The sequence below is a fragment of the Pseudoxanthomonas sp. LjRoot125 genome, from assembly GCF_964252705.1.
In the GTDB taxonomy this organism is placed as follows: domain Bacteria; phylum Pseudomonadota; class Gammaproteobacteria; order Xanthomonadales; family Xanthomonadaceae; genus Pseudoxanthomonas_A.
Genome location: NZ_CAXUOY020000001.1, coordinates 2,165,470 through 2,186,596 on the forward strand (window position 1 = coordinate 2,165,470; position 21,127 = coordinate 2,186,596).

Here is a 21,127-nt window from a genome sequence, read left to right on the forward strand (position 1 = left end):
CTGTGATGCATGCCGTGTCTACGGTTGCCGGATGCTCACCGCATCTTGAAATCGATCGGCACCGTCACCGCGCCGACCACGGCCTGGCCGTCACGCTGGGCGGGCTGGAAGCGCCACTGGCGCACGGCGTCCACCGCGGCGCGATCGAGATCGCGCGACCCGCTGCGCTGGGCCACATCGACCGACAGCGGCACGCCATCGGTGCCCACTTCTACGCGCACCATCACCGTGCCCTGGTCGCCGTTGCGCATGGCGGCCTGCGGATATTCGGGGGCCGGGGTCTGGCCGGGGATCGGCACCGGCACGTCGCCGGGGGCCAGGGAGACGACCGGTGCGACGGGTGTGGTGTCCGTCGGCGCAGTGGGTGCAGTCGTCTCGTCGACCGGGGTCGGCATCGGCTTTTCTTCGACCAGCTGCGGACGCTCCTCGCTGGCCGGGCGCGGAGCCGGTTCTTCCATGCCACTGGCGCCGTCGCCGGTAGACAGCGGTTCGGGCAGCGCCTCGATGGGAGCGGCCTTGCCGGGGAGCGTGGGCTCGGCGGTGTAGAACCCGTCGTCGCGGCTGGCCCACCAGACGATCACGAAGAGCAGCAGGCCGGCGCCGAAGGCGATGGCGGCGTTGCGCAGGGCGGTGCGGGGCAGGCGGAAGGTGAAGTGCGGGTCGTTCTGTTGCGGGGCCGACATGGGAGTCACCGGTAAGGTCGCGCCGATTCTTGCACAGCCGGCGTTAATCGCGCGGGCAACCGGTCGCGATTGGGCGATAATGCCCGCTTCCTTCGCCAGACCGCTGTTTCCATGCTCGATCCCGTCCTGCTCCGCACCCAGCCCGCCGAACTCGCCCAGCGCCTCAAGGAGAGCCGCGGCTTCGATCTGGACGTGTCCCGCATCGCCGACCTGGAGGCCTCGCGCAAGCAGATCCAGAAGCGCACCGAGGAACTGCAGAACCTGCGCAACACCCGCTCCAAGGCCATCGGCCAGGCCAAGGCCAAGGGCGAGGACGTGGCCGCGCTGATGGCGGAAGTGGCGGGCTTCGGCGACGAGCTGAAGGCCTCGGAAGTGAAGCTGGACGAGATCCGCGCTGAGATCGAAGCCATTGCCCTCGGTATCCCGAACCTGCCGCACGCCAGCGTGCCGGTCGGCAGCGACGAAGCCGGCAACGTCGAACAGCACCGCTGGGGCACCCCGCGCGCGTTCGACTTCGACGTGAAGGACCACGTGGAGCTCGGTGCCCGTCACGGCTGGCTCGACGCCGACACCGCCGCCAAGCTGTCGGGCGCGCGCTTCACCGTGCTGCGCGGCCAGCTGGCGCGCCTGCACCGCGCGCTCGCGCAGTTCATGCTCGACCTGCACACCAACGAGCACGGCTACGAAGAGACCAGCGTGCCCGTGATCGTCAACGCTGATTCGATGCGGGGTACCGGCCAGTTGCCGAAGTTCGAGGAAGACCTGTTCTCCACCGAACTTGGCGAGCATAAGCGCTACCTGATCCCGACCTCGGAAGTGCCGCTGACCAACATCGTCCGCGACGAGATCCTCGACGACGCCCGCCTGCCGCTGCGCATGACTGCGCATTCGATGTGCTTCCGCTCCGAAGCCGGCAGTGGTGGCCGCGACGTGCGCGGCATGATCCGCCAGCACCAGTTCGAGAAGGTGGAGCTGGTCTCCATCGCGCGCCCGTCGGAGAGCTACGACGAGCAGGAGCGCATGACCCGCGCCGCCGAAACCGTGCTGGAGAAACTGGGCCTGCCGTACCGCCGCATGCTGCTGTGCACGGGCGACATGGGCTTCGGCGCCACCAAGACCTTCGACCTGGAAGTCTGGCTGCCGTCGCAGGACACCTACCGCGAGATTTCCTCGTGCTCCAACTGCGAGGACTTCCAGGCGCGCCGCATGCAGGCGCGCTGGCGCAACCCGGCCACCGGCAAGCCCGAGCCCGTGCACACGCTCAATGGCTCCGGCACCGCCGTGGGCCGTGCGCTGATCGCGGTGATGGAGAACTACCAGAACGCCGACGGGTCGATCACCGTGCCCGAGGTGCTGCGCCCGTACATGGGTGGCGCCGCACAGATCGCCTGATCCGGGGCGCCCGCCGTTCGCGGGCGCTAGGCGTTCTTCGTGCGTCCCTTGGTGGCCTTCGCCACCTTCGTGCGCACGGCCGTGCGGTTGAGATCGCGCAGCGCGTCCTTGCCGATCCAGCGCCGCGTCGCATCGTCGGACGCCGCCAACTGCGTGGCCAGCGCAATCGCCCGCGCATGCAGCGCCGCATTGCGATGGCCGATGGCGCGCAGTGCCCAGCTCACGCCCTTGCTGACGAAATTGCGCTCGTCGCCGGCCGCGGCATCCACCAAGGCGAGGCCGTCGAGGAAGGGAGCGTCGGGCGTATGGCGGTCATGCACCGCCAAGCCGGCCAGCAGCGCGAACGCTGCGCGTTTTTCGAACTCGCCGCGCTTGCGCGCCCATGCATCGATCCTGCCCCAGGCATGCGGACTGCGATCGAACAGGTGCAGGCACAGCGTGTCGCAGACCGCCCAGTTGTCGAACTGACGGCACCAACGGTCCATCTGGGTGGCGGTGAGTTGCACGGGATCGGCGATGAAGGCGACCAGCAGGCGTGCTTCGTAGATGCCGCTGTCCCACAGCGGGTGCGCCAGCGCGGGCTGGCGGCCGATGCGCTTGCCGAGCGCCTGGATGTCGCGCATCGGCACGCCGAGCGCGTGCGTATCCGGAATCCCGTAACGCGCCAGCCCGGCGCGATGCACCGGGCTGGCGGCGGCCTGCAGCAAGGCGATGGCCTGCGCGGTGTCGATCTGTTCCGGGGTGGCTAGCCGGGCGGGCATCGGCAGGTAGGCAGGACGGATGCCGGCAGCATACCGGCCCCGTCCCTCGACCTGCAGTGGCTCAGGCGGCCTTGCGCAGCGGGGCCGGGATGCTGGCCAATGCGGCTTCGATCGCCTGGGCCTTGTGCTCGGGCGAGTAGGCCACGCGCTCGGCGCGGATGAATTCGACGTCGGTGATGCCCAGGAAGCCGAACACCTGCTTCAGGTACGGCGCCACGAAATCGATCGCCGTACCGGCGTATTCGCCACCACTGGCCTCGGCCACGATGACCTTCTTGCCGCCGGCCAGGCCCACGGGGCCGTTCTCGGTGTACTTGAAGGTGCGGCCGGCCACGGCGACGCGGTCGATCCAGGCCTTCAGCGTGGAGGGCACGCCGAAGTTGTAGCGGGGGGCGCCCAGGACGATGACGTCGGCGGCCAGGAATTCCTGCATGGCTGCTTCGCCGGCTTGTGCGGCGGCGGTGTCGCCCCCACCCAGTACGGCATTGGTCAGGTGGACCAGCGGGTCGGTGTCGAGGTCGCGGTAGGTGACCTCCAGGCCGGGCACGCTGTCCTGCCAACGGGCTACGATGGCGGCGGTGAGTTGGCGGCTGACCGAATTGGCGGCCAGGGCGCTGCTGTCGATATGCAATAGTTTCATGGGGTGTCTCCGGTCGGGATGCGGCCTCAACCGCGTTGGAGCGCACTCTAGATCGTTGCATTGGTGGGATAAACGTGGTCTAACGTCACTGATTGTTCTATAGGCGGAACTCTAGATGCAGCACGACCTCAACGATCTCTATTACTTCGCCATGGTGGTGGACCACGGCGGATTCGCCGCCGCCGAGCGCGCGCTGGGCATTCCCAAGTCCCGTCTCAGCCGGCGCATCAGCCAGTTGGAGACGGATCTGGGCGTGCGCTTGCTGCAGCGTTCGACGCGTCGTTTCGCGGTGACCGACGTGGGCATGAGCGTGCACCGCCATGCACAGACGATGCTGGCCGAAGCGCAGGCCGCGCGCGAGGTCGTGGATCGCCTCAGCGCCGAACCGCGCGGCGTGGTCCGCGTCAGCGTGCCGGTGGCGGTGGCGCAGATGCAGTTGCCGAAGATCCTGCCGGCCTTCCTCGACAAGTACCCGAAGGTGCGCCTGCAGCTGCACGTCAACAACCGCCGTGTCGACATCATCAACGAGGGCTACGACGTGGCCCTACGCGTGCGCGCCAAGCTCGACGACGACGGCAGCCTGGTGATGCGCAGCTTCGGCCAGATCCAGGAACTGCTGGTCGCCAGCCCGAAGTACCTCAACCGCGCCGGCCGCCCCAAGGTGCCGGAAGACCTGGCCGACCACGTCACCCTGAGCATCAGCGAGGACGAAGCACGCCAGCGCTGGGAACTGCACGGTCCGGACGGTGAAGTGCGCCGGATCGAACTCAATCCGCGCCTGGCCGGGTTCGATTTCCCGCTGCTGCAATCGATGGCGAAGGACGGCTACGGCATCACGCTGCTGCCGGAGACGGTTTGCGCCGAGGCCGTACGCAAGGGCGAGCTTGAAGTCGTGCTGCCGGAATGGAGCCTCCCGCAGGGCATCTGCCACGCGGTGTTCGCCTCGCGTCGGGGCATGTTGCCGGCGGTGCGTGTGTTCATCGATTTCCTGGCCGAGCACCTGCCGCAGCAGATCGAATCCTCGCGCCTGGATTGCGGCGGCAAGTGCGCCGAAGAAAAGGAAAAGGCGATCGCGGTCGCCATCGACAACGCCAAGGCCGCCAAGGTGAAGAAAGCCTCGTAGGCCACGACCGCGGGGTTCGTGCGAAAATGCGCGCCGGCCTGCATGGGGCCGGGCGCGCCGCAGGGGTAGGGCGGCGATGCACCGCGATCGGTCGCGGGAAGTTCCAGAAAACGGAGAGATGGCCCAGTGGTTTAAGGCAGCAGTCTTGACTGCGTAGGCCGAAGGCCGGAGCGAACATCGACCGCAGGTCGATGGTAAAACTGCCGTACGGCGCGCAGCGCCGCGGTAGGGTAGTTAAAACGGAGAGATGGCCGAGTGGTTTAAGGCAGCAGTCTTGAAAACTGCCGTAGGTGTAAGCCTACCGTGGGTTCGAATCCCACTCTCTCCGCCACGTTCGCAACCGCCTCATGGCGGAGGGAGGAACAGCTCATGTCTCGTCTCCTCGTACTTGCGCTGTTCCTGTTGCACAGCGCCGCTTTGGCAGCCGACCCTCCGGCGCGCGTGATCGTCATCGGCACCTACCACTTCAGCAATCCGGGCCAGGACAAGGCCAACGTGGACGCGGTGGACGTCACCGTGCCCCAGCGACAGGCGGAGCTGCAGGCGGTGACCGATGGCCTCGCGACATTCCAGCCGACCTTCGTCGGCGTCGAGTGGCCCGCCGACGCCGCGCGCGATCAGTACACGCGCTATCTCGCCGGCACGCTGCCGCCGTCCAGCAACGAAGTCGTGCAGCTGGGATTCCGGTTGGCTAAACAGCTGGGGCTGGCCAATGTCCATGGGCTGGATGTTCCGGGCGACTTTCCGTTCGAACCGTTGAGTGCGTGGGCGCAGGCGAACGGCAGGGCGGACGACCTGCAGGCGCTGATGGCGCAGGCCCAAGGCATTACGACGCGCATCACCGCAATGCAAGCCACACACAGCATCGGAGGCGTTTTGCGCGAGATGAACACCACGCGCGCTACCGAAGAGGCCGCGAGCTTCTACGCAGAGTTCCTGCGCTACGGCAGCGGTGAACAACAGCCCGGCGTCGAGCTCAATGCCGCGTGGGCGAAGCGGAATTTCGCCATCTGCGCACGCCTGCTGCAGGCGTTGAAGCCGGGCGATCGCGCGGTGGTGTTCTATGGGCAGGGGCACGTGCCGCAGTTGGCGGCATGTTTGCGATCAGCGCCGGGCGTGGAGCTCGTCGAGGCGGCTCAGTTCTTGCCTTCCTCCTGAGTGCTTACACCCTTCATCATGATGTGCACCACGGTGTAGCGTCACCTGCGTGTGCTAGAAACGTAGCGCTGTCAGACCACAGTTCCCGAGAACAAGGAGAGAAGGATGATCAAGCGTTCGCTCGCGCTCACACTCGTCACTGTAGCCTGCGCTCTTCACACGGGAGGGCACGCCTTGGCCGCCGAGACGCAGAGGCTCCCAGGGCAAGGTGTGGATGCCATCAACAAGAGAGCACCGCCCTTGGGGCGTGCTGCGAAGAATTCACCCCAGAACGCGCAGCGCCACGCCACGGCCCTGGGGTTGGGGCCGGAGTACAGCCTTCGGATCAAGGACTATTCGGAGGACCAGATCGGATCCTATTACCGATACATCCAGCTCTATCGCGGCATCCCCATCCATGGCCAGCAAGCTGTCGTGTCCGAAGACAAGGAGGGCCGCATCCGTTCGACCTTCGGAAGGGTGACGAAGAACGTCCACAGGGATGTACCGAACATCCAGCCCAGGTTGTCGGGGAGTCAGGCGGAGTATTTCGCCACCCAGCATTGGGCGCGGTCCGTGCCAGGTTCTGGCAAACCCATCATGACTACCTCGGAACTTTCGATCGCCGTCGACCAGGCCAGCAAATCGCGGTTGGTGTACGTGGTGAGTTTCGGTACCGAGGGCGGCAAGGTCGGGCCGCAGTCTCCGGAGGTCGTGGTCGACGCCAATTCAGGAGAAGTGGTGTCTTCCGCGGACAGGAACCGCCATTGATGGCGTCTAAGACCATTCGCTAACCCGCGCGGTGCTCTCCCCCCCATTGCCGCCCGCTAGACTGCGGTGACCACCCGACCGGACGCCGCCGCGCATGAAACTCACCCCCACGCTCATCACCGCCGCCATCGCGGGGCTGTTCGCCGGGGTCGTGATGCCGCTGGTCTGGCCGCGACTGGGGGACGAGACCTTGAACTGGGTGTTCGCGTTCCTGCTGGTGATCGCGCTGCCGATGCATGTGCTGGTGGTCGGGTTCAACCAGCCGCGCGAAGCGGGGCAAGGCGGATTGAACAGCGCGCTGATCAAGCGCGTGGCGGTGTGGCTGGCGTCGGCCGTGGCCGCCGTGGCCCTGATGCGGATCCTGTCGCTGTAGCGTCGGCGTTCGGGTCTATACTCGACTCACCCAAACGGATAGGGGAATTCCATGCGCAAGATCGCCATCTTCCTTGCCCTGATGCTCGCCGCCGGCACCGCACTGGCGGATACCTACGCTTTTGGTAATCGCGTGGTCAGTAGCGGGGACAGTATCGGCAGGCTCGTCGAGATCGCTGGCAAGCCCGACCTGGTAACCCCATTGGAAAACCAGTACGGGGCCCGTGAAGGCGAGAACTGGACGTACTTCCGCGACGGCAAGACCATCGTCTTCGCCATCAACACCAGCGGCAAGATCCTCCGCATTACCGAAGCCCGCTGACCGGCGCCATGCCTGGCGTCGGAGGCCACGAATACTGTTCCAGTATCCGTGGCCTTGCGGCTGCATGGGCTTCGAGCTGCCGCCGCATGACCTGGCTGGCGTCCAGCCCGGATAGTCCATGACTTCCGGCGCTTAAGTCGTGATGCCAGGCCCGTATGATTTACCTCGCATAGGAGGGGTCATGCGTGCATTGATCGGAGCCTGTCTGCTCGCGCTGTTGCCGTTCGCCGCGATGGCGGCAGGGACGGTGCCTCCCATTCCCACCCGTGCCGCACTGGACGCCGAAGCCGCCGCGGCGATGAAAGCCGCGGAGGCCAACGGCCTGGCCATCGCCGTGATCGACGCCGGCAAGGTCGTGCACGTGGCGGCCTACGGCCAGCGCAACGCCCAGGGTGATCCGCTGCAGACCGCGACCGTCATGTACGGCGCCTCACTGACCAAGACCGTGTTCGCCTACACCGTGCTGCAACTGGTGGATGAAGGGAAGCTGGACCTCGACCGGCCCATCGGCGAGTACTTCGACAAGCCGCTCACCGACTATCCCGCCGAGGACGGCTACGGCCCCTGGCCCGACCTGGCCGGCGATCCACGCTGGAAGACCATCACCGCGCACATGCTGCTGACCCACAGCAGCGGTTTCGCCAACTTTGCCTTTCTCGAACCCGACGAGAAGCTGCGCATCCACTTCACCCCGGGCGCGCGCTACGCCTATTCGGGCGAAGGATTGATCCTGCTGCAGTACGTCCTCGAGCGTGGGTTGGGGCTGGACTTGGGGGCGGAGATGCAGCGGCGCGTGTTCGACCGCTTCGGCATGCCGAACACCAGCATGGTCTGGCGCCCGGACTTCGCCACCAACCTCGCCGATGGCTGGAGGGAGGACGGCACGGTCGAGCCGCACGACGAACGCGGCCGCGTGCGCGCGGCAGGTTCGATGGATACCACCATCGCCGACCTGGCGAACTTCGCCGCGGCACTGATCCGGGGCGAAGGCTTGTCGCCAGCCAGCGCCGCGGCGATGACGGCCGCGCAGTTGCCGATCACCACGCCCTCGCAGTTCCCCACGTTGCAGGACGAACTGCCACCCGCACAGCGTCGCAAGGACCTCGCTGCTGGCTTGGGCGTGGTCGTGTTCGACGGCCCGCAAGGGCGTGGCTTCTACAAGGGCGGGCACAACGATTCCACCGGCAATACCTGGGTGTGCGTGCGCCAAGGCCAGCGCTGCGTGGTGATCCTGGGCAACGACGTGCGCGCCGAGCGTGCGTTCCCGCGGCTGGTGGCGTTCGTGCTGGGCGAGACCGGCGTGCCGTGGACGTGGGAGTACGGCGACAAGGTGTTCGTGCCCTGACACCTGTGTGCACCACGATGGCGACACGGAACACCCCGTCGCTCGGGTAAAGTGCGCACCTGATCGCCGTGCTGTTCCCCGCCAGGGAATAGCACCCTGGGGGAGGGCAGGCGAGGCGTTCTTCCATCGTGTCGGCGGTGTCGAAGGGGGCAGGTTGGCCAGCGTTGCAAACAGACAGATCGGGCGGGCCGGAGCGCTGCGCCGCGCGTGCGTGCGTGCGTGGTGCGCGACGCTGGCCTGTGCGTGGCTGGTGGCGTACTCACAGCTCGCGCATGCGCTGGACCCGCAACGACAGATCGCCCAGTTCCACCACACGGCGTGGACGGTGCGCGAGGGCGCACCGGGGCAGATCACCGCGCTGGCGCAGACCACCGACGGTTACCTATGGCTGGGTACGCAGGTGGGTCTGTATCGCTTCGACGGGGTGGCGTTCGAGCGCTACGACCCGCCGGACGGGCAGGCCTTTCCGGCTACCAGCATTTCCACGCTGTATCCAACGCCTGACGGTGGCCTGTGGATCGGGTTCCGTTATGGCGCGGTGAGTTTCCTGCGCAACCAGCAGGTCACCCACTTCGGTGAAGCGCAGGGACTCCCGACGAGCACGGTGTTCCGTTTTGCCCAAACGCCGGACGGCCGTCTGTGGGCCGCGACCTTCAGTGGACTGGTGTACCTGCGCGAAGGGCGCTGGCACCGCGTTGAGGCCGAATGGCAGGCGCCGGGCACCCAGGCGCGATCGGTGTTCACCGATCGCGAAGGCACCTTGTGGCTGGCCACGGAGGGTGCGCTGGCCCGCCTCAAGAAAGGCGCGCGCTCCTTCGAAACGTTGGATATCCGCGTGGGGCGCATCAGCCAGATGGCGCAGGCGCCGGATGGGAGCCTGTGGATTGCTGAGAACGAGAGCGGTGTGCGTCGGGTGCCGCTCGAAGGCGCGGCTTCGCCACCGGTCATCGCGGCGCCTTCGGCCGGACTGTTGTTCGACCGCGATGGCACGTTGTGGGCCGGCACGATGGGTGAGGGCGTGCAGCGCGTGGCGCAGCCGCTGCAGCCTTTACGCAACACCATGATCGAGCAGTTCCGCCAGGACGATGGGCTCAGTGCGGATTACCTGCTGCCGGTGCTGGAGGACCGCGAGGGCAACCTCTGGGCAGGCAGCAGCCGAGGACTCGACCGTTTTCGCCACACCAACGTCATCCTTGCGATGCTGCCCGACGGTGCGCAGGATTTCGCGATCGTCGCCGGCGCCGATGGCGCGCTGCTGGCCGGCAGCCGCAACCGCCCGTTGATGATCCTCGACCGTGGACCGCTGCGTGAACTCGACTTGCCGCCACCGCTCACCGCCGCGCATCGCGATCGCGACGGTATCGTGTGGCTGGGCGGGCCGGGCGGCTTGTGGGCGCTGCGCGATGGCCGTCTGGCGCCGGTGACTCCGCTACCGGTGTCGGGATATTCCGGCGTGCAGGCGATCGCGCGCGACGGCGACGGCGTGCTGTGGGTGTCGTTGAACACGCCCGGCATCCATCGCCTCGCGAACGGACGCTGGCAGCAGCTGCGTGGCCGCAAGGGGCTGCCGCCGGGGTCATCGCCGCTGGTGATGCTGCCTACCCGCGACGGTGCGGTGTGGATGGGCTACGCGCGCGATCAGATCGCGATCCTGCACGGCGATGACATTCGCGCGTTGGGGCGCGACGATGGCCTCGCGGTCGGCAATGTCACCGCGCTGGTGGAAGGCCGCGACGGGGTATGGATCGGCGGCGAGCGCGGGCTGGCGCGCTTCGCCCAGGGACGCGTGCGCAGCCTGCAACTACCGGCCGACAGTCCGTTCCGCGGCATCACCGGCATCATCCAAACGCGGGCGGGCGACCTGTGGTTGAACGGCGCGCGCGGCGTGCTGCACGTGCAGGCAGCGGACGTGGCGACGATCTTCGAAACGGCGACGCCGCGCTACGAACGGTTCGACTTCCTCGATGGCATGCCGGGCGTGCCGGCCCAGTTCCGGCCCATACCGACAGCGGCTGAGGGTGGCGATGGCCGCCTGTGGTTCGCGACGACCAGCGGCGTAGTGTCGATCGATCCGTCGGCGATCCGTCGCAATCCACTGGCGCCGCCGGTGGCCATCCTCTCGCTGGCGGCCGATGGACAGCTGCACTCCGCTACCGCTGGCACGATGCAATTGCCGGCGGGTACCCGCAACCTGCAGATCGCTTACACCGCGCTGAGCCTTTCCATCCCCGAGCGCGTGCGCTTCCGTTACAAACTCGACGGCTACGACACCGATTGGCAGGACGCGGGCACGCGCCGCACGGCCTTCTACAATGATCCGGGACCGGGGACGTATACCTTCCGGGTGATCGCCGCCAATAACGACGGCGTCTGGAACGAGGTGGGTGCGGCCTTGCCGGTGGTAATCGCGCCGCGTTACTACCAGACCGCCTGGTTCCTCGTGCTGTGCGTGCTGCTGGGCGTCGCGCTGTTGTGGATCGCCTACCTGCTGCGCCTGCGCCATCTGTCGGTGCAGATCCGTGAGCGCTTGCACGAGCGCCACCACGAACGCGAACGCATCGCGCGCGAGCTGCACGACACCCTGCTGCAGAGCGTGCAGGGTCTGATCCTGCGCTTCCATGCGGTGTCGCAGTCGCTCGGTCGCGATGCGCCCGGCCACGCGGCGATGGAGCGGGTGCTGCAGCGGGCCGACGATGTGCTGGCCGAAGCGCGCGACCGCGTGCTGGACTTGCGGCGCGCGCGCATGTCGGGCGAGTTGTCCGAGGCGCTGGCCGCACTCGGCGAGGATCTCGTGCCGGAGCACGCGACCGAGTTCCGTCTGGAAATGGAAGGCGAGCCGCGTGCGCTGGATGGGCTGGTGCGCGACGAGCTCTACCGCGTCGCGCGCGAAGCCGTGTTCAATGCCTTCCAGCACGCGCAGGCCGGCCACGTGGAAGTGGACCTGGACTACCAGGCCGACGCGCTGCACCTGCGCGTTCGCGACGACGGCGTAGGTTTGCCCGAGGCCGTGCTGCGTGCCGGCGGACGCCAGGGCCACTGGGGCCTGTACGGCATGCGCGAGCGCGCCCAGCGTATCGGCGGCACGCTGGCGGTCACGTCGGCCGCAGGCCAGGGCACGACGGTGTCGTTGCGGGTGCCCGCCAGCGTGGCCTATCGCGTCGCGCCGCAGCGACCGTCGCGCTGGCATCGCGTCGGGCGGTGGCTGCGGGGCGGCGGTCGGCGCCGCTGAAGCCTCAGTCCAGGCGTTCCAGCAGGACCTTCGCCACATCCAGGGCCGAAGCGGGGTTCTGCCCGGTGATCAACTCGCGATCGATCACCACGTTCGACTGCCACGGCTGCGTGTTGCTGCGGTACTGCACGCCGGCCTGCTGCAACGCGGTCTGTGGGTAGAACTTCATCGTGCCGCCGTTGAGCAGACCCTTGGCCTGTTCTTCCTCGTCGTTGCTGATCACGGTGACGCGGTAGCCAGCGTAAATCCATTGCGGCGGGCGCGCGGCACGGTTGTCGCGTTCCATCTGGCGCAGGAACGTGGCGTTGTCCGGCAGCGTCGACAGCAGTGCGATGGGGCCGTGGCAGACCAACGCGGTCGGCTTGCCATGCGCGTGGAAGTCGCCGAGCAGGCGGCCCAGCGCGGGACTGGCCAGCAGGTCCTGCATTGGCGCATGTCCGCCGGGGATGTAGACGGCATCGAAAGCGCCGTAGCCGATCTGTTCGACCCGGGCGAGGCTCAGCACGGGCGACTGCGCGCTGGAGGTCAGCTTCAGCTGCGCGAGCAGATCTTCGTGTGCCTTCAGCGCGGCCGCTTCATTGCCGAAGTACGCCTTGTCGATCGAGCTGCGGTCGACGGTGGGCGCGCGGCCTTGCGGCGTGGCGAAAGTGACCTCGTGGCCGGCGTCGCGCAGTGCCCTGACCGGCTGCATCAGCTCATTGAGGTAGAAGCCGGTCGGGTAGACCTCGCCGTCCCGCAGGTCGAGGTGGTCGGCGTCGGACAGCACCACCAGCACATGGGCGGCCTTGGCCTGGGCGGAGCCAAGGGCCAGCAACAGGGCAGCGGCGAGGGGGGCAAGGCGTTTCATGGCGGTCTCCAGTGGGGCGGGGTGCCCGGGTTGGCGCGCACTTTATTCCGCGCGATTCGGGCGATAAATTGGGGTCTTGGGAAGACATCTGTTCTCTGGAGGCAACAATGCCGCGCCGATTCGATCATCTGGCCGACGTCGAGGCACTGGTGGCCGTGGTGGATCACGGCTCGCTGACGGCGGCAGCGGTGGCGCTGTCCACCACGCCGTCGGTGGTCAGCCGGGCGATCGCGCGACTGGAAACACGCCTGGGCAGCCAGTTGCTGCGGCGGACGACGCGCCGGATCGGCCTGACCGAAGCCGGGCGCCTTTACGTGGAGCAGGCACGCAGCGCCTTCCATCTGATCGACGATGCCGAGCGCGCGGTGCAGGGCGAAGCTGGCACGCTCACAGGGCAGGTGCGGATCAGCGTGCCGACCACCTACGGTCACTACCGGCTGCCGTGGCTGCTGGGCGATTTCCTGCAGCGTCATCCGCAGGTGCGGGTGGAAGTGAACATCGCCAACCGCAATGTGGACCTGGTGGCCGAGGGCTTCGACCTGGCCATCCGCCTCGGTGCCTTGCCCGACAGTGGATGGGTGGGGCGCACCCTGGAAGACGCGACCTTGAGCGTCGTGGCATCACCGGCGTATCTGGCCGCGCACGGCACGCCGCAGACGCTCGACGATCTTGCGGCGCACACCTGTTTGCCGTTCGTATTACCGAGCAGTGGGCGTGTTGCGCCATGGCTCTTTCGCATGCAGGGCGAGGATGTCGAATGGACGCCGGCCTCGCGCATCGCGGTATCGGACGATGTGCTCGGTGTCGTCTCGCTGGCGCAAGCGGGCGTGGGGCTTTGCCAAACCTACGACTTCATCATCGATGCGTGCACGCGGCGCGGTGCGGAGCTGGTGCGCGTGCTACCGCTGTCCGGTGGACGCGCGCGCCCGTTCTCGTTGATCTATGCGCCACATCGCCGTCTTTCTGCGGCATCGCGCGCGTTGATCAATGCGCTGGTGGAAGGTGCTGCACGTAGGCCGTGAAGCGATCACGCGTGAAATGCCTGAAAAACCGGCATTTTCCCGCTCAAATTTAACGTTCTTAACATTGCGTTGACTTCCGTGGTGTCGATGCGCACTACAATGCTGCATCGCATCAGTCGATGCCTGCGTCCGCACCTGGGGATGGACGCGCATCTGCAGCGCTTTGCGCGCAGCGTGCCACGCACGCGGCATTCCTCTTCGCACCCGCTTTCGCGGTGCCTTCGATGCGATGACTCCCCGCCTGCGTCCTCTGACGCCTTGCGTCGTGCCTCGTGCGCGGCACACCACCCACTGGAGTGCATCTGCATGAGCCTGTTGGAATCTTCTTCGCAACCGTTGCTGCTCGCCACCGATCTGGATGGCACCTTCCTCGCCGGCGATACCGACGCACGCAAGCGCCTGTATCACCTGGTCGATGCGCATCCTGACGTGAAGCTCGCCTGGGTCACCGGTCGTGGGCGCGAGGCGATCCTGCCGCTGCTGGCCGATCCCGGCCTGCCGACGCCGGACTACGTGATCTGCGACGTCGGCGCCACCGTGTTGCGTACGGCCGACATGCAGCCGATCCAACCGCTGCAGTCGCGCATCGAAGCCTGCTGGCCGGGCGAGCATGTCGTCGCCGAGGCGATGCGCCGTTTCCCCATGCTGGTGCGGCAGGAAGTGCCGCAGGAGCGGCGCTGCTCCTACTACTGCCACCCGGAACACCTGTCGACGTTGCGCGACGAACTGGATGCCGTTGCGGCATCGCTGGGCTGCGAAGTGCTGTACTCGGCCGACCGTTACCTGGACATCCTGCCGCGTGGCATCCGCAAGGGCAGCACGCTGTCCGCGCTGGTGGACGAACTCGCGCTGGCCCCGGCGCGCGTGCTGGTGGCGGGCGATACGCTCAACGATCTGTCGATGTACGGCGAAGGCTTTCCCGGCGTATGCGTGGGCGATTCGGAGCCTGCGCTGCTGGCAGCGACGACCGGCATGGACGACGTGCTGCATGCCGATGCCACCGGGTGTGGGGGGATCCTGCAGGCGATGGCCCACTTCGACCTGCTGCAGGCCGACGACTACGCGCCGCCGCTGCACCAGCCAGGCAAGGCGGAACTGGTGATGGTTTACCACCGTCTGCCGTACGAGGAGCACATCGTCGATGGCGAACGCGTGCGCAAGCCGCACAGTTCGCCCAACGGCATCATTCCCAGCCTGCTGAGCTTCTTCGCTGACGGACGCCCCGGTTCCTGGGTCGCCTGGACGGTGGAGGATGCCAAGGCGCCGCCACTGCCCACGCACGCGATGGTGGACCGCGCCGCGTATCCGGGCCTGACCGCGACCCACGTGCCGCTGACGAAGCACGAGGTGGACGTGTTCTACAAACGCTTCTCGAAGGAAGCGTTCTGGCCGGTGATCAACAGCTTCTGGGAGCGCGCGCGTTTCAGCGAGGAGGACTGGGCGCTGTTCAAGCGCGTCAACCGCCGCTTCGCCGAAGCGGCCGCCGCCGAAGCCGCGCCCGGTGCGACCGTGTGGCTGCACGACTACAACCTGTGGATGGTGCCCTCGGTGCTGCGCGAGCTGCGCCCGGACGTGAAGATCGCGTTCTTCCACCACACGCAGTTCCCGTCGGCGGACATCTTCGCGATCCTGCCGTGGCGGCGCGAGATCCTGGGCAGCCTGCTGGCCTGCGACTACGTGGGCTTCCACATCCCGCGCCACGCGGAGAACTTTACCGACGCGGTGCGCAGCACCTTCCCGGTGGACGTGGTGGCGCGCACAGCGTGCGCGCCGCGCTTCCTGACCTTCGGTTGTGCGGTGGGCGTGGAGGACATGGCCACCGAACTGCGCATCGACGGACGCACCGTGCGCATCGGCGCGCATCCGATCGGCACCGACGTGGCGCGCATCCGCGCCTGCCTGGAGACCGACGAGGTGGAGGCCGACATCGCACGCATCCGCGAGGAGATCGGCGGGCGCCGACTGGTGCTCTCCATCGAACGGCTGGACTACACCAAGGGCATCCTGCAGAAGCTGCAGGCGTTCGAGCGCCTGCTGGACGAGTCGCCGGAACTGCAGGGTGAAGTGACGCTGGTGCTGGTCTGCGTGCCGGCCGCCAAGGAGATGACGATCTACCGGCCGCTGCAGCAGCAGATCGAGCAGGCCGTGGGCCGCATCAACGGCCGGCTTTCTCGACTGGACTGGACGCCGGTGCGCTTCTTCGCCCGCGTGCTGCCCTTCGCGAGCGTGGTGGCGCACTACGCAGCCGCCGACGTCATGTGGATCACGCCACTGCGCGATGGCCTGAACCTCGTCGCGAAGGAGTTCGTCGCGGTGCAGGGGTTGGTGGGCGGCGACGGCGTGCTGGTGCTGTCGGAGTTCGCCGGTGCGGCGGCGGAGTTGAAGGGTGCGGTGCTGACCAATCCCCATGACCCGGCCGATCTAGCGCGCACGCTTCGACAGGCGCTGGCGATGCTGCCGACCGAGCGCGAGGACCGCCAGCGTCGCCTGTACGGCATCGTGCGTCATCACGACCTGTCGCGGTGGGGGCGCGAGTTCCTCGAGGCGGTGCAATCGGGCGATGCGCGCGACGAGGTAAATGAAGCGAAGCACGCGGCCATCGCGGCGTGAATGCATTTACCTTTGACAGGTAATGCCTGCGTCGCGATAGTCACCTCACGGGAACAGGGGATGACGTGCACATGCGCAGCTTGCTGATACGGAGCATGGGTTGGCTGCTGATCGCCGCCACCGCCTTGATGTTGCTTGGCCTGGCGCAGGTGCCCGAACTGTGGGCCGGCGCGCCGTGATCCGCGGATCGCGGGCAAAAGAAAACCCGACCAAGAACGGTCGGGCCTGAAGGGGGAGTCCCCGGCTCCGGCAGTGCTGCTTGCTCAAGGCAGCGCCCGTTTCCATTGCAGAGCGGCCTTTCGTGGCCTGCGCAGGGCGTGCTGCCGGGGACAGGGCTATCGTCGCGGATGTGAATCACATTCGCAGTCGGGTGGAACCCCGATGCCGTGTAGGAAAAGTCCTACTCCAATCCACCTCAACCGAACAGCGCATTGATCGCGCCGTAACCCATGGCCTGCGGGTCGGGCAGCGTGGTGTGCGTGCCGTGCAGGAAGTCGTCCATCTGCCGGCCGACATGGCCGAACGCGGCTTCGGCCAGCGCAGAGCCTGCGCTGACGCGACGCACGCCCCACGCGGCCAGCGCGTCGAAATCACGCAACTGCGGTCGCAGCATCACGTTGAGCGGCAAGCCAGCATCGCGGGCGAGCACGCGGATGTCGGCTTCCGCGACAACGGCGGGGACGAACAAGCCATCCGCGCCAGCCTCGCGATAACGCGCGGCACGCGCGAGGGTTTCATCCACGCGCGCGGATTCTTCGGCCAGTCCGCGCAGGTAGACATCGGTGCGCGCGTTGATGAAGACGTCGACACCGTGCGCGGTGCACGCTTGCCGGATCGCGCGGATCTTGTCGGCGAGCAGCGCGGGGTCGCCGTTGCCGTCTTCCAGGTTGATGCCGGCGGCGCCCGCCTGCACGACGCGCAGCACCGTTTCCGCGACCCGCGCGGGATCGTCGCTATAGCCGCCTTCGACATCGACCGTCAGGGGAATCTGGATGACACGCACGATGGCGGACACCGCATGCAGCAGCGCATCCACCGCGAGCTGGTCGCCATCCGGGTAGCCCTGAGACCAGGCGAGACCGGCGCTGGTAGTGGCGACCGCAGGTGCGCCGTGGTGTTCTGCGAGTCGAGCCGTGCCGGCGTCCCACGCGTTGGCAAGCCGCAGCAGGCCTCCCTGATGCAGATGACGGAAGCGGGCGACGGCGTCGGGGAGGGCAGGCATGGTGGGCATCCGGGCTACGGGGCGCACAGCGTGCCACGCCGGCGTTGCGAAGACTCACCGTTTGCGGACAGCGACCCTCGGCGCCGGCCCGCGGCTCAAGCGCACATGCGCCAGCCGTTGAACAGGCGCCAGCGGCCGTCGCCGCCTTCGATGTTGATGGCGTAGTCCAGACCCTGCTGGTGGCGCTGGTTGGCCAGCTTGACGGCGTAGCCCAGGGCGGCGCCACGCGAATCGAAACGCAGCGGAGGCGACTCGTTGATCGAGAGCTCGTACGTGCCGTCCTCGGCAGGCGTATTGAAGAGGTCGAAGGTCATCATGACGACGGTGGGGATCAGGTCTCTGCCATGTACGGTAGGCGCGCATCCGTGACGTCGATGCGAATTCAGGCGGGCCTGTTCGCGGGGGTTAAGCCATGTGCAGCGGGTGTTACGAAAACGTGCAGTCCGGCTGAACGATCTACACGCGGTCTTCGCATCCTGGCCCGTACAACACGCGCAGTGGTCGGGCCGACGGATCCACCCCCTCTGTCTCCCGAAACAACCCTGCTACCGAGTTGAAAGACTGACACCCAGGGCCCCACGAGAGAACCGAACGCAGCGCATCGGACACCCCCTGTTCCAATGCTGCGCCTGGCGGTGGACCGCGAGTCCGACACCGTCGCCGCCCGGAGAGCCAGGCGTGTTCTCGATCACAACGGCCCCTACGGGGGCCGTTCTGCCATGCAGGCATGCACGGCCTGCAGTTCGCCCGCGAACAGCGATGCCGTGACCTCCGCTGTTGCCGGTAGCGGCGCGCCGGCCAGATGCTGCTCGAGATCGCGCAGCGCGTGCTGCATCGCTTGGGCATCCGCCGGACCGAAGGCAAGCGTGGGTTCGACGCCCTCATGGCTGCGCTGCCAGCAAGCAGCCAGCATCCGATAGGCCAGTTGCTGGATCGCCGCCACCAGTGGCCACTGGTCCTCGGCCGCCGCCCGTTGCCGGGGCGAAGCGCCAATCGCCGATCCGTACGCCTGTTCCAACCCGAACGTCATGCGCTGCAGGTCGCGTCGCGCAGTGCGTGCCGGCACATCGTCCACATGGCCGGCCGCCAGCATCGGCGCCAGCGTGGCGACGCCATGCAGCACGCGCGCCATTGGTGGCGCGAGACCCCGCCCGTCGTTGCGCACCGGCAGGGCGCGATAGACCAGCAGCGCCACCGCGCAGCCCACCAGGGTGTCCAGCCCGCGCGCGAAGAGATACTCGCCGGGTGCGGCGACGGGATGTCCGCCGCTGGCGAGCGTCAGTGCCGCACCGGTGATGAACACCACCGCCAGCGCGTAGTGGCGCACGACCAGCATCTCGACGACGAACTGCAGCAGCATGATCGTCGCCACCAGCCACAGGCCCTGCGGATGCCATAGCAGGATGGCGCCCGCGATCAGCAGGCCCGCCCACGTGCCGAGCAACCGTTCGAGCGCGCGGAGCACGGTACGCGTCCAGTCGAAACCCTGGTGGAGCATCAGCATTGCCGCCGCGACCGCCCAGTACGCGCGTTCCAGATGGAAGAGCGCACCGAGCCCGCCGGCGAGCAAGGCGGCCACGCCCACGCGGACGATGACCTGCCGTGACGCGGATTCGATCAGTGCGCCCTTCAATGCATGCCAGGCACCGGGATGCCCAACGGGAACGCCGGTCGGGATGGGCAGCGCATCGGGTGGGCGACGGCGTGGCAGGGCGAGTGCCTGCGTTTCGATGCGGCGGACGTCGTCGAACAGCATGGGCGATGCGCGCTCGTCACTTCCCAGTGCGCGCGCGAACACGAGATGCAGGTGGCGGTTGAGGCCACGAAGCGTCGCCAGTCGTCCGTTGGGCCGCGCCGCCACGGGTTGGTAGGTCACCAGCGCGGACCAGGCCTGATGCAGCGCGAGCGCGGCCTCGTGGCGCGCGGCGGCCTGCAGCGGTGTGCCGGTGGTTTCCAGATAGGCGAGTACCGCGCGCGCAGCCTGCGCGACCGCGGCTTTCTCCGGTCCGCGCGGCCACGCCAGCGCGCCGGCCATGTGCACGCACCAGGCGAAGGCGCCGCCCGCGAGCACGAGCAGTCCCGCGTGCCAGGGATCGAAAGGGGGCTTCAGCATCGACGCTGAGGCTGCGCACGCCATCAGGAACAGATACCCGCCCGGTGGCCCGACCTGCAGTGCATTGCAGAACCAGGTGGCGAGCATCGCCAGCAGCGCGACGACCGGCACGGCGAGCGGCCAGCCGAACGGCGCGACGGCCAGGCCAAGCGCGGTGACGGCGGCGAACGCGACCGCGATCAGCGCCAGTTCGCGTGCGCGGCTGAGATAGGGGCGGCCGCTGCCGTAGACGGCGGTGAAACCGCCCGTCGCGGCCATCAGTCCGGCGGCGGTATGGTCCGACAGCCAACCGACCAGCACTGGCACGCCCATGCAGGCGGCGGCACGCAGGGCGAACCGCCAGCGACCGGGTGGGCCGCGACGGACCTTCAGCAGGCCCGGCAGCGATTGCCGGAGCGACGGTGGCGCGGGAGGCGGTAGAAGAGGCGGGTTCACGCGGGAGAGCGGGCATGCGCGCGATGCGGCACGCCCATTCTAGTTCCGGTGCCGTGAACTGCCGATGCGACGAAGGACGCGGTCAGTGCTTCGCGGCGGTGCCCTGGTCCCAGGCGCGCAGGCCTTGCTCGACCACGCGCAGGGCATCGTCCACGCGCTGGCTGTCGAGTTCGGCCGTGGTGTCGCGCGGGCTGTGGATCACCTGCATCACCTTCGGTACCTGCGCTGGCTTGCCGCCGCTGAAGACGTCCAGGATAGGGCCGATCTCATCGCCACCGACCAGGGAGAACGACACCGCCGGCCACCCCGCCTTGAGGAAGGCGAGGTGATCGGTGGGCGGATACTTGTCGCCCGGCTCGAAGGCGAGCTTTTCGTGTTGGCTCGATGCCCGCAACGAGGCGACCAACGGGGTGTCGGCCTCCGGCGTCATCATCCACAGCGTGTCGCCCCAGCCGAACACGTCGAAGTTGACGTACAGCGCGGGCTTTTCACGCCCGGCGCTGGCCACCCAGGCGCGTGAGCCGAGCAGGCCCTTCTCCTCCAGGTCCCAGAACACCACCTGCACGCGGTGGTGCGCCAGCGGCTTGGCTTTCAGTGCGGCAGCCAGTTCCAGCACGGCGGCCACACCCGAGGCGTTGTCGGTGGCGCCGTGGCCGACGTCGACCTGGTCGTAATGCGCGCCGATCAGCAGCAGTGGCGCGTCCTTGGGACCGCCGAGATCGGCCACCAGGTTCTGGCCGGCCTGACCGTTCTGCTCGAAGGCTTCGCGCTTCCACGCGATGCCCAGCGCATCGAGGCGTTTGCCGATGACATCGCCACGCGCCGTGGTGTCGGCATGCGCGCTGATGTCGCCGACCTGGGTCTGCCAACGTTCCGAGACGGTGTCGGCCCAGGCCGGGCCGGTGGCGAGCAGGGCGAGCAGCAGCACGGAGCGCAAGTGAACGTTCGACATGTGGAATCCCCGGTGGAAAGCCCGAGTATGCCGCAGCGCCGGTGGCGGCTCGATAGGCCGGAATGCATGTACCTGCATCGCGCCGATAGAATGTTAATTGCGCGGCGAGGGACAGCCACCTACGCTCGACCCGAGACCCCAGGCACGTTCC

The 21,127-nt window shown here is 67.7% G+C and carries 18 protein-coding genes and 1 tRNA gene; 11 read left to right on the forward strand and 8 right to left on the reverse strand.

Annotation, left to right across the window (positions count from 1 at the left end):
• Positions 1-35: 35 nt before the first annotated feature.
• Positions 36-683: an energy transducer TonB gene (locus ACSION_RS10000; protein WP_435305848.1), complete on the reverse strand. Its 648-nt coding sequence runs from the start codon at positions 681-683 to the stop codon at positions 36-38.
• Positions 684-794: 111 nt separating this feature from the next.
• Between ACSION_RS10000 and serS the strand changes: the two genes are divergently transcribed.
• The gene (serS, locus tag ACSION_RS10005; protein WP_435305849.1) at positions 795-2,075 is read left to right on the forward strand and encodes a serine--tRNA ligase; all 1,281 of its coding nucleotides are present in this window, start codon (positions 795-797) and stop codon (positions 2,073-2,075) included.
• Between the two features lie 26 nt (positions 2,076-2,101).
• Here serS and ACSION_RS10010 read toward each other — a convergent pair whose 3' ends face one another.
• Together ACSION_RS10010 and ACSION_RS10015 are read right to left on the reverse strand one after the other, a co-directional pair.
• Positions 2,102-2,836 (reverse strand): DNA alkylation repair protein, encoded by a 735-nt coding sequence (locus tag ACSION_RS10010; RefSeq protein ID WP_435305850.1) that lies wholly within the window; start codon positions 2,834-2,836, stop codon positions 2,102-2,104.
• Between the two features lie 61 nt (positions 2,837-2,897).
• Positions 2,898-3,476, reverse strand: coding sequence for an FMN-dependent NADH-azoreductase (locus ACSION_RS10015; RefSeq protein ID WP_435305851.1), 579 nt, complete (start codon positions 3,474-3,476; stop codon positions 2,898-2,900).
• 115 nt (positions 3,477-3,591) lie between these two features.
• Between ACSION_RS10015 and ACSION_RS10020 the strand changes: the two genes are divergently transcribed.
• The 8 genes from ACSION_RS10020 to ACSION_RS10055 all read left to right on the forward strand — a co-directional run bounded on the left by ACSION_RS10020 (position 3,592) and on the right by ACSION_RS10055 (position 11,775).
• On the forward strand, positions 3,592-4,599 hold the full coding sequence (locus ACSION_RS10020) for a LysR family transcriptional regulator (RefSeq protein ID WP_093485782.1): 1,008 nt from the start codon (positions 3,592-3,594) through the stop codon (positions 4,597-4,599).
• 241 nt (positions 4,600-4,840) lie between these two features.
• Positions 4,841-4,930 (forward strand) — tRNA-Ser (locus ACSION_RS10025).
• Positions 4,931-4,968: 38 nt separating this feature from the next.
• The gene (locus ACSION_RS10030) at positions 4,969-5,757 is read left to right on the forward strand and encodes a DUF5694 domain-containing protein (protein ID WP_435305852.1); all 789 of its coding nucleotides are present in this window, start codon (positions 4,969-4,971) and stop codon (positions 5,755-5,757) included.
• A 105-nt stretch (positions 5,758-5,862) separates the two neighbouring features.
• Positions 5,863-6,507: a hypothetical protein gene (locus ACSION_RS10035; RefSeq protein ID WP_435305853.1), complete on the forward strand. Its 645-nt coding sequence runs from the start codon at positions 5,863-5,865 to the stop codon at positions 6,505-6,507.
• A 94-nt stretch (positions 6,508-6,601) separates the two neighbouring features.
• Positions 6,602-6,880, forward strand: a complete 279-nt coding sequence (locus ACSION_RS10040; RefSeq protein ID WP_435305854.1) for a hypothetical protein — start codon at positions 6,602-6,604, stop codon at positions 6,878-6,880.
• A gap of 51 nt (positions 6,881-6,931) precedes the next feature.
• Positions 6,932-7,201, forward strand: coding sequence for a hypothetical protein (locus ACSION_RS10045; RefSeq protein ID WP_093485798.1), 270 nt, complete (start codon positions 6,932-6,934; stop codon positions 7,199-7,201).
• 181 nt (positions 7,202-7,382) lie between these two features.
• Entirely contained in the window at positions 7,383-8,546 is a 1,164-nt protein-coding gene (locus tag ACSION_RS10050; protein ID WP_435305855.1) for a serine hydrolase domain-containing protein, read from the forward strand.
• Positions 8,547-8,757: 211 nt separating this feature from the next.
• Positions 8,758-11,775 carry a sensor histidine kinase gene (locus ACSION_RS10055; protein ID WP_435305856.1) on the forward strand — a complete coding sequence of 1,006 codons (3,018 nt, stop codon included), beginning with the start codon at positions 8,758-8,760 and terminating at the stop codon, positions 11,773-11,775.
• A gap of 4 nt (positions 11,776-11,779) precedes the next feature.
• Here ACSION_RS10055 and ACSION_RS10060 read toward each other — a convergent pair whose 3' ends face one another.
• Entirely contained in the window at positions 11,780-12,622 is an 843-nt protein-coding gene (locus tag ACSION_RS10060; protein WP_435305857.1) for a type 1 glutamine amidotransferase domain-containing protein, read from the reverse strand.
• A 107-nt stretch (positions 12,623-12,729) separates the two neighbouring features.
• Here ACSION_RS10060 and ACSION_RS10065 point away from each other — a divergent pair, with 107 nt between their 5' ends.
• On the forward strand, positions 12,730-13,644 hold the full coding sequence (locus ACSION_RS10065) for a LysR family transcriptional regulator (RefSeq protein ID WP_435305858.1): 915 nt from the start codon (positions 12,730-12,732) through the stop codon (positions 13,642-13,644).
• Between the two features lie 306 nt (positions 13,645-13,950).
• Positions 13,951-16,254 carry a glucosylglycerol-phosphate synthase gene (gene ggpS / locus ACSION_RS10070; protein WP_435305859.1) on the forward strand — a complete coding sequence of 768 codons (2,304 nt, stop codon included), beginning with the start codon at positions 13,951-13,953 and terminating at the stop codon, positions 16,252-16,254.
• Between the two features lie 415 nt (positions 16,255-16,669).
• On the opposite strand, the gene ACSION_RS10075 is transcribed toward ggpS, so the two are convergent.
• From ACSION_RS10075 to ACSION_RS10090, 4 genes are all read right to left on the reverse strand, one after another.
• Complete coding sequence (locus tag ACSION_RS10075; protein ID WP_435305860.1) at positions 16,670-17,476, reverse strand: isocitrate lyase/PEP mutase family protein; 807 nt, start codon at positions 17,474-17,476, stop codon at positions 16,670-16,672.
• Between the two features lie 95 nt (positions 17,477-17,571).
• A complete protein-coding gene (locus ACSION_RS10080; protein ID WP_435305861.1) occupies positions 17,572-17,793 on the reverse strand; it encodes a hypothetical protein in 222 nt (73 codons plus the stop codon).
• Between the two features lie 383 nt (positions 17,794-18,176).
• Positions 18,177-20,024 (reverse strand): FUSC family protein, encoded by a 1,848-nt coding sequence (locus ACSION_RS10085; protein ID WP_435305862.1) that lies wholly within the window; start codon positions 20,022-20,024, stop codon positions 18,177-18,179.
• Positions 20,025-20,106: 82 nt separating this feature from the next.
• Complete coding sequence (locus tag ACSION_RS10090; protein ID WP_435305863.1) at positions 20,107-20,976, reverse strand: M20/M25/M40 family metallo-hydrolase; 870 nt, start codon at positions 20,974-20,976, stop codon at positions 20,107-20,109.
• Positions 20,977-21,127: the final 151 nt, after the last annotated feature.

What these genes read in the sequence shown, in the direction of transcription:
- ACSION_RS10000 (WP_435305848.1), bottom strand. Translation starts at nt 683, where the DNA reads ATGTCGGCCCCGCAACAGAACGACCCGCACTTCACCTTCCGCCTGCCC.
- serS (WP_435305849.1), top strand. Translation starts at nt 795, where the DNA reads ATGCTCGATCCCGTCCTGCTCCGCACCCAGCCCGCCGAACTCGCCCAG.
- ACSION_RS10010 (WP_435305850.1), bottom strand. Translation starts at nt 2,836, where the DNA reads ATGCCCGCCCGGCTAGCCACCCCGGAACAGATCGACACCGCGCAGGCC.
- ACSION_RS10015 (WP_435305851.1), bottom strand. Translation starts at nt 3,476, where the DNA reads ATGAAACTATTGCATATCGACAGCAGCGCCCTGGCCGCCAATTCGGTC.
- ACSION_RS10020 (WP_093485782.1), top strand. Translation starts at nt 3,592, where the DNA reads ATGCAGCACGACCTCAACGATCTCTATTACTTCGCCATGGTGGTGGAC.
- ACSION_RS10030 (WP_435305852.1), top strand. Translation starts at nt 4,969, where the DNA reads ATGTCTCGTCTCCTCGTACTTGCGCTGTTCCTGTTGCACAGCGCCGCT.
- ACSION_RS10035 (WP_435305853.1), top strand. Translation starts at nt 5,863, where the DNA reads ATGATCAAGCGTTCGCTCGCGCTCACACTCGTCACTGTAGCCTGCGCT.
- ACSION_RS10040 (WP_435305854.1), top strand. Translation starts at nt 6,602, where the DNA reads ATGAAACTCACCCCCACGCTCATCACCGCCGCCATCGCGGGGCTGTTC.
- ACSION_RS10045 (WP_093485798.1), top strand. Translation starts at nt 6,932, where the DNA reads ATGCGCAAGATCGCCATCTTCCTTGCCCTGATGCTCGCCGCCGGCACC.
- ACSION_RS10050 (WP_435305855.1), top strand. Translation starts at nt 7,383, where the DNA reads ATGCGTGCATTGATCGGAGCCTGTCTGCTCGCGCTGTTGCCGTTCGCC.
- ACSION_RS10060 (WP_435305857.1), bottom strand. Translation starts at nt 12,622, where the DNA reads ATGAAACGCCTTGCCCCCCTCGCCGCTGCCCTGTTGCTGGCCCTTGGC.
- ACSION_RS10065 (WP_435305858.1), top strand. Translation starts at nt 12,730, where the DNA reads ATGCCGCGCCGATTCGATCATCTGGCCGACGTCGAGGCACTGGTGGCC.
- ggpS (WP_435305859.1), top strand. Translation starts at nt 13,951, where the DNA reads ATGAGCCTGTTGGAATCTTCTTCGCAACCGTTGCTGCTCGCCACCGAT.
- ACSION_RS10075 (WP_435305860.1), bottom strand. Translation starts at nt 17,476, where the DNA reads ATGCCTGCCCTCCCCGACGCCGTCGCCCGCTTCCGTCATCTGCATCAG.
- ACSION_RS10080 (WP_435305861.1), bottom strand. Translation starts at nt 17,793, where the DNA reads ATGATGACCTTCGACCTCTTCAATACGCCTGCCGAGGACGGCACGTAC.
- ACSION_RS10090 (WP_435305863.1), bottom strand. Translation starts at nt 20,976, where the DNA reads ATGTCGAACGTTCACTTGCGCTCCGTGCTGCTGCTCGCCCTGCTCGCC.